At 66.0% G+C, this 15,094-nt stretch carries 12 protein-coding genes and 1 riboswitch; of the genes, 7 read left to right on the forward strand and 5 right to left on the reverse strand.

Going from position 1 to position 15,094, the window contains the following annotated elements; genetic code table 11:
• Positions 1–3 precede the first annotated feature (3 nt).
• A complete protein-coding gene (locus tag EZV60_RS01070) occupies positions 4–1,491 on the reverse strand; it encodes an MORN repeat-containing protein (RefSeq protein WP_135501273.1) in 1,488 nt (495 codons plus the stop codon).
• A 163-nt stretch (positions 1,492–1,654) separates the two neighbouring features.
• Between EZV60_RS01070 and EZV60_RS01075 the strand changes: the two genes are divergently transcribed.
• Positions 1,655–3,313 (forward strand): NAD+ synthase, encoded by a 1,659-nt coding sequence (locus EZV60_RS01075; RefSeq protein WP_135501275.1) that lies wholly within the window; start codon positions 1,655–1,657, stop codon positions 3,311–3,313.
• A 117-nt stretch (positions 3,314–3,430) separates the two neighbouring features.
• Positions 3,431–3,967: a hypothetical protein gene (locus EZV60_RS01080; protein WP_135501278.1), complete on the forward strand. Its 537-nt coding sequence runs from the start codon at positions 3,431–3,433 to the stop codon at positions 3,965–3,967.
• A 4-nt stretch (positions 3,968–3,971) separates the two neighbouring features.
• Here EZV60_RS01080 and EZV60_RS01085 read toward each other — a convergent pair whose 3' ends face one another.
• A complete protein-coding gene (locus tag EZV60_RS01085; protein ID WP_135501280.1) occupies positions 3,972–4,364 on the reverse strand; it encodes a metallopeptidase family protein in 393 nt (130 codons plus the stop codon).
• A 107-nt stretch (positions 4,365–4,471) separates the two neighbouring features.
• Positions 4,472–5,389: an MBL fold metallo-hydrolase gene (locus EZV60_RS01090; protein ID WP_135501282.1), complete on the reverse strand. Its 918-nt coding sequence runs from the start codon at positions 5,387–5,389 to the stop codon at positions 4,472–4,474.
• 121 nt (positions 5,390–5,510) lie between these two features.
• On the opposite strand from EZV60_RS01090, the gene EZV60_RS01095 reads away from it, so the two are divergent.
• Both EZV60_RS01095 and gltX read left to right on the forward strand, forming a co-directional pair.
• A complete protein-coding gene (locus tag EZV60_RS01095) occupies positions 5,511–6,842 on the forward strand; it encodes an MFS transporter (protein WP_135501284.1) in 1,332 nt (443 codons plus the stop codon).
• A gap of 69 nt (positions 6,843–6,911) precedes the next feature.
• On the forward strand, positions 6,912–8,237 hold the full coding sequence (gltX, locus tag EZV60_RS01100; RefSeq protein WP_135501286.1) for a glutamate--tRNA ligase: 1,326 nt from the start codon (positions 6,912–6,914) through the stop codon (positions 8,235–8,237).
• Positions 8,238–8,250: 13 nt separating this feature from the next.
• On the opposite strand, the gene EZV60_RS01105 is transcribed toward gltX, so the two are convergent.
• Together EZV60_RS01105 and EZV60_RS01110 are read right to left on the reverse strand one after the other, a co-directional pair.
• A complete protein-coding gene (locus tag EZV60_RS01105) occupies positions 8,251–9,528 on the reverse strand; it encodes a DUF2254 domain-containing protein (protein WP_135501288.1) in 1,278 nt (425 codons plus the stop codon).
• 74 nt (positions 9,529–9,602) lie between these two features.
• The gene (locus EZV60_RS01110) at positions 9,603–10,178 is read right to left on the reverse strand and encodes a gamma-glutamylcyclotransferase family protein (protein ID WP_135501290.1); all 576 of its coding nucleotides are present in this window, start codon (positions 10,176–10,178) and stop codon (positions 9,603–9,605) included.
• A gap of 113 nt (positions 10,179–10,291) precedes the next feature.
• A riboswitch (glycine riboswitch) is annotated at positions 10,292–10,377 on the forward strand.
• Positions 10,378–10,538: 161 nt separating this feature from the next.
• On the opposite strand from EZV60_RS01110, the gene gcvT reads away from it, so the two are divergent.
• The 3 genes from gcvT to gcvP all read left to right on the forward strand — a co-directional run bounded on the left by gcvT (position 10,539) and on the right by gcvP (position 15,039).
• Complete coding sequence (gene gcvT, locus EZV60_RS01115) at positions 10,539–11,663, forward strand: glycine cleavage system aminomethyltransferase GcvT (RefSeq protein ID WP_135501292.1); 1,125 nt, start codon at positions 10,539–10,541, stop codon at positions 11,661–11,663.
• A 22-nt stretch (positions 11,664–11,685) separates the two neighbouring features.
• Positions 11,686–12,045, forward strand: coding sequence for a glycine cleavage system protein GcvH (gcvH, locus tag EZV60_RS01120; RefSeq protein WP_135501294.1), 360 nt, complete (start codon positions 11,686–11,688; stop codon positions 12,043–12,045).
• 150 nt (positions 12,046–12,195) lie between these two features.
• Positions 12,196–15,039 carry an aminomethyl-transferring glycine dehydrogenase gene (gene gcvP / locus EZV60_RS01125; RefSeq protein ID WP_135501296.1) on the forward strand — a complete coding sequence of 948 codons (2,844 nt, stop codon included), beginning with the start codon at positions 12,196–12,198 and terminating at the stop codon, positions 15,037–15,039.
• Positions 15,040–15,094: the final 55 nt, after the last annotated feature.

Below are 15,094 nucleotides of genomic sequence, written 5' to 3' on the forward strand. Positions count from 1 at the left end.
CGCCTACTCGCCCGGCGCGGTCTCGCCGGTCTCGGTGGGTGCTGCCTCTTCGGGTGCGGTTTCAGGCTCCGGTGTGGTCTCGGCATCCTGAGTCTGCCCGCTTAGCGCGCCATCCTCCCAGTCGCCGCTGGCCTCTTCGCCCGTGGCGTAGCGCATCGTGCCCTCGCCCTGCCGCTTGCCGTTGCGGAACATGCCCTCATAGACATCGCCATTCGCATAGGTCGCCACGCCTTGACCGGAAATCTCGCCCTGCTGCCACTGGCCTTCATAGGTAAAGCCGTCTGGCATCACGATCTTGCCCTGTCCGTGACGCTGACCGTCAAGGAACTGACCTTCATAGATCGTGCCGTCGGCATAGGTGGCGGTGCCTTTCCCCTCGCGCTGTCCGTCGGCCCATTCGCCTTCATAGCGGTACCCGTCGGGATAGGTCATCACGCCGTAGCCGTGGTTCTTGGCGTTCTGGAATTCGCCCTCGTAGACAAGGCCATTGGGATATGTCGCGACACCCGTGCCGTCGATCACGCCGCCCGACCAGTCGCCCTCGTAGGTCGCGCCGTCGGGATAGGTGACCTTGCCCTGACCGTTGGCCAGATCGTCGCGGAACTCGCCCACATAGACCGACCCGTCGGGATAGGTCACCTGACCGGTCCCCGAGATCTTGCCCGCGACCCACGACCCCTCGTAACGGTAGCCGTCAGACCCTGTGAAGATACCCTGACCGTGCCGGCGGTCATCGACGAAGTCGCCTTCGTAGACATCACCGTTGTTGTAGACGACGCGCCCCTGACCTTCGCGCCGCCCGGCCACAAGCTGGCCTTCATAGACGTCGCCATTGGGCTGCGTCAGCTTGCCGGTGCCATTGATCTGCCCGTCCGCCCAGGTGCCAGCATAGACAAGCCCGTCCGGCATTGTCAGCGTGCCCTGACCGTGGCGCGCGCCGCGCTGCACCTCGCCTTCGTAGACCGCGCCGTCGGGATAGGTGATGGTGGCCGTGCCCTCTTTCACCCCGTTCAGCCAGTCCCCGTCATAGACATAACCGCCAGGGCTTTCCATCCGGCCGCGCCCGTGATGCATCGCGTTGAGGAACCCGCCCTCGTAGCGCACGCCGTTGGCATAGATCGCCACGCCCTGGCCTGTGATCTTGCCGTCCGCCCAGGTGCCTTCATAGGTGCCGCCGTCGGAAAAGACGATTCTGCCCACGCCCTCGGGCTTGCCCTTGGCGAACTCACCCTCGTAGACCGATCCGTTCGGAAACCGCGCCACGCCAAGGCCGCGGATCTCGCCGTCGACCCATTCGCCGGAATATTCATAGCCGTTGGGCAGCGTGTAGGTGCCGGTGCCATGCTGAAGCCCGTTCTTGAACGTGCCCTCGTAGATGCCGCCATCCTCGTACTGCTTGGTGCGCACATCGCCGTCCTGGGCCAAGGCCAGTCCGCCGAACCCGGCCAAGGCTCCGGCCAAGATGAGTCGCGTGATCTTTGCGTGCTGCATGTATGCCCCTGATGCTCCCGGCTTTGCGTACCCCAAGCAGGTGCTGGAAAACCTAGTGGACGGGCGCGGCACTGACAACGGCTTTTGCCGGGTTTCGGCTTTCCCTCCGGCAAGGTTCTGCTACATCAAGGCCCCAACCGAAGCCGCATGAGGGGCCACCAACATGGCCGACCGCTTTCGCCTGACACTGGCGCAGCTTAACCCGACCGTGGGCGATCTGGCCGGGAATGCACGGCTGGCGCGCGACGCGTGGGAGCAGGGCCGCGCCGCCGGGGCGAATCTGGTGGCGCTGCCCGAGATGTTCATCACCGGCTACAACACGCAGGATCTTGTGATGAAGCCGGCCTTTCACCAGGCCGCCATCGCCGAGATCGAAAAGCTGGCCCGCGACTGCGCCGACGGTCCTGCGCTGGCCATAGGCGGCCCGGCGCTGGAAGGGGCAGAACTTTACAACGCCTATTACATCCTCAAGGGCGGGCAGGTGACGGCCTGCGTGCTCAAGCACGAACTGCCCAACGAAACGGTGTTCGACGAAAAGCGCATCTACGCCTCGGGCGACGTGGGCGGGCCCTACGCCGTCGACGGCGTGCGCATAGGCTCGCCCATCTGCGAGGACAGCTGGCACGAGGACGTGCCCGAAACGCTGGCCGAGACCGGCGCGGAGTTTCTGCTCGTGCCCAATGGTTCGCCCTACTACCGTGGCAAGCGCGAAACGCGCGTGAACCTGATGGTATCCCGCGTGATCGAGACCGGTCTGCCGCTTGTCTATCTCAACCTCGTGGGCGGTCAGGACGATCAGGTCTTCGACGGCGGCAGTTTCGCGCTCAACCCGCATGGCGCGCTGGCGCTGCAGATGCCGCTGATGCAAGAGGCGGTGGCGCATATCGATCTGACGCGCGGCAAGGACGGCTGGGTGATCGAGCAGACGCCGCTGGCGCAGATCCCCGACCTGTTGGAGCAGGATTATCACGCGATGGTGCTCGCCTTGCGCGACTACCTGCGCAAGACCGGCTTTTCCAGGGTGCTGCTGGGCCTTTCGGGCGGCATCGACAGCGCCATCGTCGCGACCATCGCCGTCGATGCGCTAGGGGCCGAGAATGTTCGCTGCGTGATGCTGCCGTCGGAATACACCTCGCAGGCTTCCTTGGACGACGCGCAGGCGCTCGCCGAAAACCTCGGCTGCCGCTACGATTTCGTGCCGATCCAGCAGGGGCGCAAGGCGGTCACCGAGACCCTCGCACCGCTTTTCGAGGGTACCGAGCCGGATATCACCGAGGAAAACATCCAATCCCGCCTGCGCGGGCTCCTGCTCATGGCGCTTTCCAACAAGTTCGGTGAGATGCTGTTGACCACCGGCAACAAGTCCGAGGTGGCGGTGGGCTATGCCACGATCTATGGCGACATGGCGGGCGGCTACAATCCGATCAAGGATCTCTACAAGACGCGGGTCTTCGAGATCTGCCGCTGGCGCAATGAAAGCCACCGCGACTGGATGCACGGACCCGACGGCGCACCGATCCCGGAAAACATCATCTCCAAGCCGCCCTCGGCCGAGCTGCGCGAGGACCAGAAGGACAGCGATTCGCTGCCCGATTACCCGGTGCTTGACGGCATCCTGCAGATCCTCGTGGATCAGGACGGCTCGATCGCAGATTGCGTCGCGGCAGGGTATTCGGCGGAAGACGCCAAGAAGGTCCAGCACCTCCTCTACATCTCCGAATACAAACGCTTCCAGTCTGCCCCCGGCACCCGCCTGTCCAAGAAAGCCTTCTGGCTCGACCGACGCTATCCCATCGTCAATCGCTGGCGGGACGACGGCTGACCGGGCGGCGAAGCCCAAGGTTCCATTGCATCGACTTGAAATTCGGATCCCGGGGTTTCCTGATCGGAACACGCTTGTTACCGTGCCTGTAAATATCTGCCGACAAAGGAGTTTTACATGATCCGTTTCGCCCCGACCTTTTGCGCCGCTCTGATTGCCGCCCCGCTTTGGGCCGCCGAGCTGAATGATCGTTACGAGCAAATCGGCACGCTTCAATTCACGCGCGGCGGCGAGACGCTTGATCTGGTTATTCCCTACGACACCGAACGCGACCGCGCTTATGCCGAGCAGAAGGTTTTCATGGGCTCCTACCTGACCATCAACGTGCTGGGCCGCAGCGTGGACGAAACGGGCAAGCCCGGCTCGCCGATGGTGCAGGTCACGTTGCAGAAGCGCTCGGGCGAAATGGCCTTCCTCACGGCTGAGCTCTTCGATGAACAGGGCTATTCGGCGCCGCTCTCCATGGGGCCGGATGGCGGTAAGGGAACGCTGACCTCTTTCGAGATGACCGACGACAACGCGGTGTCCGCCACCATCGAAGGAGAGATGCTGCGCCTTCAGGATTACACCGGCGAGCCGAAGGTCGCCGAAGGCGCAACCCCGGAGCCGGTCACGATCTCTTTCTCCGCGCAGCTCGCGCCGCTGGAAGACTGAAGCGTTATTCCCACCAGCGGTCGATCACGGCGATATCTTCGTCCGACCAGCCGAAGTGATGCGCGAACTCGTGCACCACGACATGTGCCACCAGATCGCGCAGGGCGATATCGCCCCGGTCGCGCCATTCCTCGAGGATGGGCTGGCGGAAAAGCCAGACGGTATCGGGTCCCATCGGCTGATCGAACACGGATTTTTCGGTCAGAGGGATGCCGTCGTAAAGCCCGGTCAGGTCAAGCGGATCGTCCATGCCAAGCTCGGCCAGCATGTCGTCGTCGGGCCAATCCACCACCTGCAGATTGACCTCGCTTGCGGCGGCGCGGAAGGCGGCCGGAAAGGCCGCGATGGCCGCAAGGGCGGCATCATGCATCTCGTCAAGGGAAAAGGCGCGGTCCATGCGCCGGGTTCTGCCGCAAGTCGCGCCCTTGCGCCAGCCGCAAAGCAAAGGGGGCCGGGCGCGTGTCGCGTCCCGGCCCCTTTATCGTGATCGGCAAAGTGCCCGGATCAGAGCATCAGCTGATAGCTCGTCGGCACGTAGCGAAACCCGTCGCCCGCCTGCTCGACATAGCCCGTGCCGGGCCAGGGCATGTGGTAGCCCACGAACGGAATCCCGTCAGACGCCAGCATGCCCAGGATGCGCTTGCGCGTCGCGGCGGCGGCGGCCTTGTCCATGTCAAAGGTCACCTCCCAATCGGGATGGGCCAGCGAGAACACGTAATGATTGGCGAAATCGGCGGCCAGCAGCAGGCTCTCGCCCTCGCTTTCGATCATGTGCACCATGTGCCCGGGCGTGTGGCCGAAGGCCGCCATCGCGGTATGCCCGGCAAACCCGTTCGCGCCGTCGTCGATCATCGTGGTCTGCTCGGCCAGCGGGCGCATCTTCGCCTCGAAGGTCTCGTTATCCTGCGCGGCCCACGCGTCGAACTCCACAGCGCCGGTGATATAGCTGGCATTGGGGAAGGTCGGCGTGTCGCCGTCCATAAGCCCGCCGATATGGTCGCCGTGCATGTGGGTGATCACAACCTTGTCGACCATGTCCGCGCTGTAACCAGCGGCCTCAAGCGCGCCGGTGATGCCTTCGGCGTTCAGGCCGGTGTCGAACAGGACAAGCTCGGACCCGGTGTTGACCACCGTCGGCGTGAAGAAGAACTGCGCGGTATCGGTGGGAAGGTTTGCGGCCTTTGCGGCGGCTGCGAATTCGTCGTCGCTCACGTTCAGTCCGAAGATCGAATGCGGGTCGGGCCGCTCGACCGTGGCGGCCAGCAAGGTGGTGACCTCGAACGCGCCCAGCTTGAAGCGGTTGAAGGGCGCCGTGGCCGGCCCCAGCATCGGCGCACCGGCCCAGGCGGGCAGGGCGGCGGTGACGGGAAGAGCCGCGGCAGAGGCCAGCAGCGACCGGCGGGTGATGAGCGTGTCGGACATGTAAAGAGCACTCCTTTTGGTTGCGTTGCGAAAAAAGTAGTGCGGCGCGCGGTCCCGCCTCCGCCGATCACACCAACGTGAAGCCTGTTTCACGGCAACACGCTGGCTTATCTTCGCCGGCATGATCGGGATTCTCTCCAACCGTAGCTTCGCCGCGCTTTTCGCCGCGCAGGTCGTGGCCCTTCTGGGCACCGGTCTTCTGACCGTTGCGCTGGGGCTTCTGGCCTATGATCTGGCGGGCGACCGTGCCGGCGCGGTGCTCGGCACAGCGCTGACGATCAAGATGGTGGCCTATGTCGGCCTGTCCCCGATCGCGCAGGCGCTGGTGCAGCGCCTGCCGCGCCGTGCCGTTCTGGTCGCCGCGGATCTCATCCGCGCCGCCGTGGCGCTCTGCCTGCCCTTTGTGACCGAGATCTGGCAGGTCTACGCGCTCATCTTCGTGCTTCAGGCGGCCTCGGCCACCTTCACGCCGGCCTTTCAGGCGACGATCCCGGATATCCTGCCGGACGAGGCCGATTACACCCGGGCGCTGTCGCTGTCGCGGCTCGCCTACGATCTGGAAAACCTGCTCAGCCCGGCGCTCGCGGGCCTTCTGCTGACCGTGCTCAGCTACAACGCGCTTTTTCTTGGCACCGTGCTGGGCTTCGCCGTCTCGGCGGCGCTTATCGCGCGCACAGCCCTGCCGCCGGCGGGCGGCGAGGTGGCGCAACGACCCTTTCGTGAACGCCTGACGCGCGGCACGCGCATCTACCTCGCCACGCCACGTCTGCGCGGGCTTCTGAGCCTCAATCTTGCGGCCTCGGCGGCGGGCGCCTTTGTACTGGTCAATACCGTGGTGGTGGTGCGCGGGGTCTACGGCGGATCCGAAAGCGATCTGGCCGTCGCCATGGCGGCTTTTGGCGCGGGGTCGATGGCCGGCGCGCTCATGCTTCCGCGTCTGCTCGACCGGCTCGACGACCGCCCGGTGATGCTGGGCGGCGCGCAGGCCCTGGTGGCGCTTACGCTGGGGCTTGCCGCGACGGTCTGGGCAGCGGGCTGGCCCGCCTGGCCGATCTTTCTCGCGCTCTGGGCGCTGTTCGGGCTGGCCTATGCCTGTGTGCTCACGCCCTCGGGTCGGCTCTTGCGTCGTTCCGCGCATCAGCAGGACCGCCCGGCGGTCTTCGCGGCGCAATTCGCGCTCAGCCACGCCTGCTGGCTCGTGACCTATCCGCTGGCGGGCTGGGCGGGGGCGGCCCTTGGCATGGTCCCGACGCTTGCGCTGCTGTCGGGGCTGGCCTTGCTCGGCGTTGGTGCCGCGCGCCGTCTCTGGCCCGCCGATACGCCGCGCAGCCTGCCGCACGAGCATCCCGATCTGCCGCCCGACCACCCCCATCTGCGTGCCCATGGCGGGCGGCGTCACGCGCATCCCTTCGTGATCGACGACGAGCATCGCGTCTGGCCCACCCACGGCTGACGCGCACCGCGCGCAAACTGGACAAATCCCCCGCCATGTGACATCTCGCGCAGCGACAGGAGACACCCCATGACAATCACCCGTTTCGCGCCGTCCCCCACTGGCTATATCCACGTCGGCAACCTGCGCACCGCGCTGATGAATTTCCTGATCGCGCGCAAGGCGGGCGGTACCTTCATCCTGCGGATCGACGACACCGATCCCGAGCGCTCGAAAGAAGAATATGTCGACGCGATCAAGGAAGATCTCGACTGGCTCGGCCTGCATTGGGACCGGGTGGAACGCCAATCGCAGCGCCTTGACCGCTATGCCGAGGCCGCGGATCGTCTGCGTGAGATGGGCCGCTTCTACGAGGCCTTCGAGACGCCGACCGAACTGGATCTCAAGCGCAAGAAGCAGCTCAACATGGGCAAGCCCCCGGTCTATGACCGCGCCGCGCTCACCCTTTCGGACGCCCAGAAAGATGCCCTGCGAGCTGAACGCGGCGACGGCGTCTGGCGGTTCAAGCTGAACCACGAGCGGATCATCTGGGATGACGGCATTCTGGGCGAGATCTCCATCGACGCGGCCAGCGTCAGCGACCCGGTTCTGATCCGGGGCGACGGGCAGGTGCTTTACACGCTCGCCTCGGTGGTGGACGACATGGAAATGGGTGTGACCCATGTCGTGCGCGGCTCCGACCATGTCACCAACACCGCCACCCAGATCCAGATCATCGAGGCGCTGGGCGGCACCGTGCCCCAGTTCGCGCATCATTCCCTTCTGACCGGCCCGCAGGGTGAATCGCTCTCCAAACGCCTCGGCACGCTCAGCCTGCGCGACCTGCGCGCCCAGGGCGTCCAGCCCGCCGCGCTTCTGTCGTTGATGGCCCGGCTCGGCTCGGCCGATCCGATCGAGCTGCGCACCGACATGGCAGAGCTGATCGAGGGCTTCGACATCTCGCGGTTCAGCTCTGCGCCGACGAAATTCGACGCGCAGGATCTCTTCCCCCTGACGGCGCGCTACCTGCAGACACTGCCCTATGCAGATGTGGCCGACCGCATCCGCGCGCTGGGCGTGCCCGACGACAAGGCAGAACTTTTCTGGCAGGTCACACGCGAAAACATCACCACGCTCGACGATCTCGAAGGCTGGTGGGTGATGTTCCGCGACGGGGCCGAGCCGGTGATCGCCGAGGAAGATAAGGCTTTCGTGGCCGAGGCGATGGCACTTTTGCCCGAAGGCCCCCACGATACCGAGACATGGGGCACCTGGACGAACGAGGTCAAAGAGGCCACGGGCCGCAAGGGCAAGGGGCTTTTCATGCCGCTGCGCCTGGCGCTGACGGGGCAGCCGCGCGGCCCGGAAATGGCGCAGGTCCTGCCGCTCTTGCAGGTGATCCGCGCCAAGGGCTGATCTTGCCCGCGCCCTAGCGCCGCCGGGCAAACCCGGTGCCGTCCTGCTCGTCGCGCAGGGTCTCGCGCTCCTGGGCCAGGGGCAGCGCCCGCATGGCATAGGCCTCGGCCCGCGCGGCCATCTCGCGGCTGGCCTCGGCCAGCTCCGCGTCCGGGCCCGAAGCCAGGTGATCGAGTGCCTGCAGCAGCCGCCGCACGACCTCGATATTGCCCGCCACGTCCCGCGCCAGCATGCCAAAGGCGTTTTCGATCAGCGTTCCGGCGTCGAGCGGCGGCAGGAACACCCGCGACTGCGCCGGCGGCGCGTCCGAGACCGGCGCGCGCGCCCAGTCCCACAAAAGCCGCTCCTGCCGGCCTATCACGTCGATGGCGGTGCCCGGATCGTTGATGCCTGGCGACATCGCCCGCACGCCGATCTCGGCCAGGACCAGCGGACCATAGGTGGCGTCCTGCTCGAAGGTCCGGTGCGCGCCGATGACAAGCGCCTCGGTCACGCCCTGCGCCTGCGCGTCGGACAGCCCGGCGGCATGGCCGATCGTGTCGCCCTCGCGCACGAACCGGCCGGCCGGTACGTGCAGCCACACCAGCCCCTGACCGTCACCAAGACAGGCGGCGATACCGGCCGTGTCGACGATCTGCAGATACCCTGTAGATCCTGCGCGCAGCGGCGCGGCATCGGGCGGGAGGACCGTGTCGGGGGTCAGCGGCCGCGCGCCGTGACAGGGCCGGCTGCGGCTGCGCATCAGCGGCCCGCGCGCCTTGTCCTCGGTGGCGCGCAGGGTGGCGTCCATGCTGCCCAGCTCGCTCAGGTGGTCGATCCAGCGCAGCATCGCGAGGATCACCAGAACGACGACCACCACCGTCACCGCCATGAGCGTGACCGGCGCGCCGGGGGCCTGCAATTCGGATTTCAGCAGGATGATTGCGCTCAGCGCGTAGACGAAGGCGCCGATGAAGGTGGCCAGCACGGTTTGCGTGGTGCCGTCGTCCAGCAGGACCCGGTGCGCGCGCGGCGTGGCCTGCGCCGCCGCGGCCCGATGGGCCGAAACCATGACGTTAAGCGAGAACGTGCTGACCGCCAGCATGCCCGAGGCCAGGATCGTCAGCACCGGCAGAACCGCCTCGGGCCCAAGCCATCCCATCAGGTCGACGGGCAAGACCGGCTCCAGCAGGCCCGCCCCCAGCGTGGCAAGCACGGCCAGCACAGCCATAAGCGTCACTCGGACCCAAAGCTGCTTGAGAAAGCGCAGGGCGATCATGAACTTGCCTGAAACGGCGTCCGCTCCGGTCATGTCGCTCCCTTTCACATGGCGTTTCCCGGTCACGATGCGCCAGCCGCGCCGCGCGGTCCAGTCCGGTGATGCGCTCAGGCCTTCAGAAGGCGCACGCGCTTGTCGGCCAGATGCGCGTCGACCATCTCGCGCTCCTCGACGCTCAGCACGCAGTGCCGCGGATAACGCGGCGCGCCGCGATCGTTCAACACCGGCGCCTCCCAACCGTCGGTCGTGTCGAAAAACCGCGCCACGCCCTCGGCGCCGAACTCGCGCAGATAGCCCTGCACCACGACGTCGATATAGCTCAGCAGGACCGGGCTTTCGGGATCGGGCGGATGGTGCGCGCCGGGGGCGATGGCGTAAACCGCGATGCGCGGCCGCGTAGTCTCCGGCGCCTGGGGCAGGTCGATCTGGTGGGCGGCGTCGCGCCGCTCATAGGCTTTTTCGCGCAGATCGAGCGCGGCCCAGTCGCCCTGCGGCACGGCTGCGATCAGCCCGTCGATCTCGGTGCTGTCATCCGGCACGGCGGTCAGATAGGCGACCTCGCGCAGCGCCGTTTTGCGCCACATGCGCTTCCAGCCCCGAAGCCGCGCGGTCTGCGCCTCGGCAAAGCCATGCGTGCCCCGATTGACGAGCGATCCGTATCCGAAAAAGAAATCATGCGACATGGCCCTTGTCCTGCCCGAACCGTGCGGGCATCGCAACCGGTTCTCCGCCTCGCGGCACATCAGGCGCTAAAGGGCAGGGGGTTGCGGGCCGATACCGACGAAAGTATCGTTTCTTCATCGGATCGGGAGAATCGGCTTTGCCGGTGCCGAAGGAGCAACCGCCCCGGAAACTCTCAGGCGCAAGGACCGACCGGAAACAGACTCTGGAGAGATCTCCGCGATGACGGGGGCGCCGAAGGGATAGCGATCTCAGGCGAAAGGACAGAGGGGGCATCGCATGCGGGGGTGTTGCCCCTCGCGCCACTGACGATGCCGGACGCTGCACCCGCCAAAGCCCGGCCAACCCGAGGGAGACCGGCCTTGAGCGACCTTCACACCACGCCGCTGACCGCGTTGCACAAGGAACTTGGCGCCAAGATGACCGGCTTCGCCGGCTACGAGATGCCGGTGCAGTTTTCCCTGGGCGTTATGAAAGAACACCTGCACACACGCGAAAAGGCCGGGCTCTTCGACGTCTCGCACATGGGACAGGTGCTGATCCGGCACGAAGCGGGCTATGGCGGCGCGGCCGCCGACCTTGAAACGCTGGTGCCCGCCGACCTTCTGGGACTGGGCGAGAAGCGCCAGCGCTACGGGCTTTTCACCAATGATACGGGCGGCATCCTCGACGATCTGATGATCACCAACCGGGGCGATCACATCTTTGCCGTGGTCAACGCCGCCTGCAAGGGCGCCGATATCGCGCATATGCGCGCGGGCCTGCCCGACTGCGAGGTCGTGGCGGTGACCGACCGCGCCCTGCTGGCGCTTCAGGGGCCCGAGGCGGCCGGGGCGCTCGCCCCGATCGCTGCGGGCTGCGAGATCATGCGCTTCATGGACACCGGTATTTTCACCTCGGACTATGGCGAACTCTGGATTTCGCGCTCGGGCTATACCGGCGAGGACGGGTTCGAGATTTCCGTACCCGAGGCCGAGGCCGAACGCCTAGCGCGCGATCTTCTTGCGCAGGACGCGGTGGAACCGGTCGGCCTTGGCGCTCGGGACAGCCTGCGGCTGGAAGCCGGGCTTTGCCTTTACGGACAGGACATCGACACCACGACCACGCCGGTCGAGGCCGGGCTGAGCTGGTCCATCGGCAAGGCGCGCCGCGCCGATGGCGCCCGCGCCGGCGGGTTCCCGGGGGCCGAGCGGATCCTCGACGAGATCGCGGGCGGGGTCGCGCGCTGCCGCATGGGGCTTGCGCCCGAGGGGCGCGCGCCGATGCGCGCGGGCACAGAGCTTTTCGCCAACGAAGATGCCGACACGCCGATCGGTCAGGTCACCTCGGGCGCGTTCGGCCCGTCCGTGGGCGCGCCGGTCGCGATGGGCTATGTCGCCGCCAGCCACGCCTCCGAAGGCACCCGCATCTTCGGCGAACTGCGCGGCAAGCGACTGCCGGTCGAGGTGGCGAAGCTGCCCTTCGTCGCCCCCGGTTTCAAACGTTGATCATCAGGAAGGAGACCCCCCAATGAAATTCACCGAAGAGCACGAATGGCTCGACGAGGAGGATGGCGTCGTCACCGTCGGCATCACCGAGCATGCCGCCGAACAGCTGGGCGATATCGTTTTCGTCGAACTGCCCGAGGTCGGTGCAGAAGTGAGCAAGGACGACGAGATCGTGGTGATCGAAAGCGTCAAGGCCGCCTCGGACATCCTCGCGCCGCTCGACGGCGAGATCGTGGAGGTCAACGAGGCGTTGGTCGACGAGCCCTCGAAGATCAACGAAGATCCGATGGGGGCTGCGTGGTTCTTCAAGATGAAGCCCGCCGACACAAGCCAGATGGACGATTACATGGATGAAGCCGCCTACAAGGCCTTCATCGACTGATCCGAACCCGCCGGGCGGCGCGACGGCTTTGCCCTTAAAGCTTTGCCAAGATCCTCATGCGGGATTTGGCGCCGACGGCGGGATTATTCGAGGCACGGAGGACAGGGCAGGGCGCGCGCCGTGCCCCGACCCGACGCAAAGGAGACTGACATGCCGTTCCAGCCCACAGATTACCAGCCCTATGATTTCGCCAACCGTCGTCACATAGGCCCCTCGCCCGAGGAAATGGCCGAGATGCTGGAAGCCGTGGGCGCAAAGTCGCTCGACGCGCTCATCGACGAAACCGTGCCGAAATCCATCCGGCAGGACACGCCGCTCGATTTTGGCCCGCCGAAGTCGGAGCGTGAGTTGATGCACGACATGCGCATGGTCGCAGCCAAGAACAAGGTGCTCGTCAGCCTGATCGGTCAGGGTTATCACGGCACCGTCACGCCCCCCGCGATCCAGCGCAATATTCTCGAAAACCCCGCCTGGTACACAGCCTATACCCCATATCAGCCCGAGATCAGCCAGGGCCGGCTCGAGGCGCTGCTGAATTTCCAGACGATGATCTCCGACCTGACCGGGCTCGAGATCGCCAACGCCTCTCTGCTGGACGAATCGACCGCCTGCGCCGAGGCGATGACCATGGCGCAGCGCGTGGCCAAGTCGAAAGCGACCGCGTTTTTCGTCGATGAAAACTGCCATCCGCAGAACATCGCCGTGATGCGCACCCGGGCGGAACCCCTGGGCATCGAGATCGTGGTCGGCGCGCCCGAGGATCTGGACGCCACCGCCGTCTTCGGCGCGATCTTCCAGTATCCCGGCACCTTCGGGCATCTGCGCGACGTGTCCGACCAGATGTCGGCGCTTCACGAACAGAACGCCATCGGCATCGTGTCCGCCGATCCGCTGGCGCTGACCCTGCTCAAGGAGCCCGGCGCGATGGGCGCCGATATCGCGGTGGGCAGCGTGCAGCGCTTCGGTGTGCCGATGGGCTATGGCGGGCCGCACGCGGCCTATATCGCTTGCCGCGACGCCTACAAGCGCGCGCTGCCGGGTCGGCTTGTCGGGGTCAGCGTCGACAGCCACGGCAACCGCGCCTACCGCCTCAGCCTGCAAACGCGCGAGCAGCACATCCGCCGCGAAAAGGCCACGTCGAACGTCTGCACCGCGCAGGCGCTTCTGGCGGTCATGGCGTCGATGTACGCGGTCTTTCACGGTCCCAAGGGCCTGCGCGCCATCGCCGAGCGTATTCACGCCAAGACCGCGCGCCTTGCTGCGGGGCTGGAAGCGGCGGGCTTCACGGTCGAGCCCGAAACCTTTTTCGACACGATCACCGTCGATGTCGGCCCGCTCCAGTCCGCGGTGATGAAATCCGCCGTGGACGAGGGCATCAACCTGCGCGCCGTGGGCAAGACCCGCATCGGCATCACGTTGGACGAGGCGACGCTGCCGGCCAATGTGGATGCGGTCTGGCGCGCCTTCGGCATCACGGGCCTGTCGGTGGACGAACAGCACCCGCGCCTGCCCGAAAATCTTCTGCGGCGCTCGGACTATCTCACGCATCCCATTTTCCACATGAACCGCGCGGAAACCGAGATGATGCGCTACATGCGCCGCCTTGCGGACCGCGACCTCGCGCTTGACCGGGCGATGATCCCGCTCGGGTCCTGCACGATGAAGCTCAACGCGGCGGCCGAGATGATGCCGATCAGCTGGCGCGACTTCGCGCGCCTGCACCCGTTCGTGCCCGCTGATCAGGCCGAAGGATATGCCGAACTGATCGGCGACCTGTCGCACAAGCTCTGCGTGATCACCGGCTACGACGATATGTCGATGCAGCCCAATTCGGGCGCGCAGGGCGAATATGCGGGGCTTCTGACCATCGCCGCCTATCACCGTGCCAATGGCGACGAGAATCGCAATGTCTGCATCATCCCCGTCAGTGCGCATGGCACCAACCCCGCCTCGGCCCAGATGGTCGGCTGGAAAGTGGTGCCGGTCAAATCCGACAAGAACGGCGATATCGACGTCGAGGATTTCCGCGCCAAGGCCGAGAAGCATTCCGAAAACCTCGCCGGGTGCATGATCACCTATCCCTCTACCCACGGCGTTTTCGAGGAAACCGTGCGCGAGGTCTGCCAGATCACCCACGATCACGGCGGGCAGGTCTATATCGACGGCGCGAACCTCAACGCCATGGTGGGCTTGGCACGCCCCGGTGACGTCGGCGGCGACGTGAGCCATCTCAACCTGCACAAAACGTTCTGCATCCCCCATGGCGGGGGCGGGCCCGGCATGGGGCCGATCGGCGTCAAGGCGCATCTTGCGCCGCATCTGCCTGCCAATCCCCTCTCGGGCACGGGCGGGGCGGTGTCCGCCGCGCCCTTCGGCTCGGCCTCGATCCTGCCGATCAGCTGGGCCTATACCCTTCTGATGGGCGGCGAGGGGATGACGCAGGCCACCCGCGTGGCGATCCTCAACGCCAATTACATCGCCCGGCGGCTCGAGGGGGCGTATGACGTGCTTTACAAGGGCCGCAACGGGCGCATCGCGCATGAATGCATCCTTGATACGCGTCCCTTCGCCGACAGTGCGGGCGTGACCGTCGATGATATCGCCAAGCGGCTCATCGACAACGGCTTTCATGCCCCTACGATGAGCTGGCCGGTCTCCGGCACCCTGATGGTCGAACCGACCGAGTCCGAGACCAAGGCCGAGCTCGATCGCTTCTGCGACGCCATGCTGGCGATCCGCGAAGAGATCCGCGATATCGAGGAAGAGCGCATCGACCGCGACAACAACCCGCTCAAGAACGCGCCGCACACGATGGAGGACCTCGTGCGCGACTGGGATCGGCCCTATAGCCGCGAACAGGCGTGTTTCCCGCCGGGCGCCTTCCGGGTGGACAAGTACTGGCCGCCGGTCAATCGCGTCGACAACGCCTATGGCGACCGCAACCTCGTGTGCACCTGCCCACCGATGGAGGACTACGCCGAAGCCGCCGAATAAGGGCGGCGCCTCCCGGCGTGCGGGTACCTTGATCCAGACCCGGGGCAGCGCACCT

It is taken from the genome of Roseovarius aestuariivivens, assembly GCF_004761875.1.
In the GTDB taxonomy this organism is placed as follows: Bacteria; Pseudomonadota; Alphaproteobacteria; order Rhodobacterales; family Rhodobacteraceae; genus Roseovarius; species Roseovarius aestuariivivens.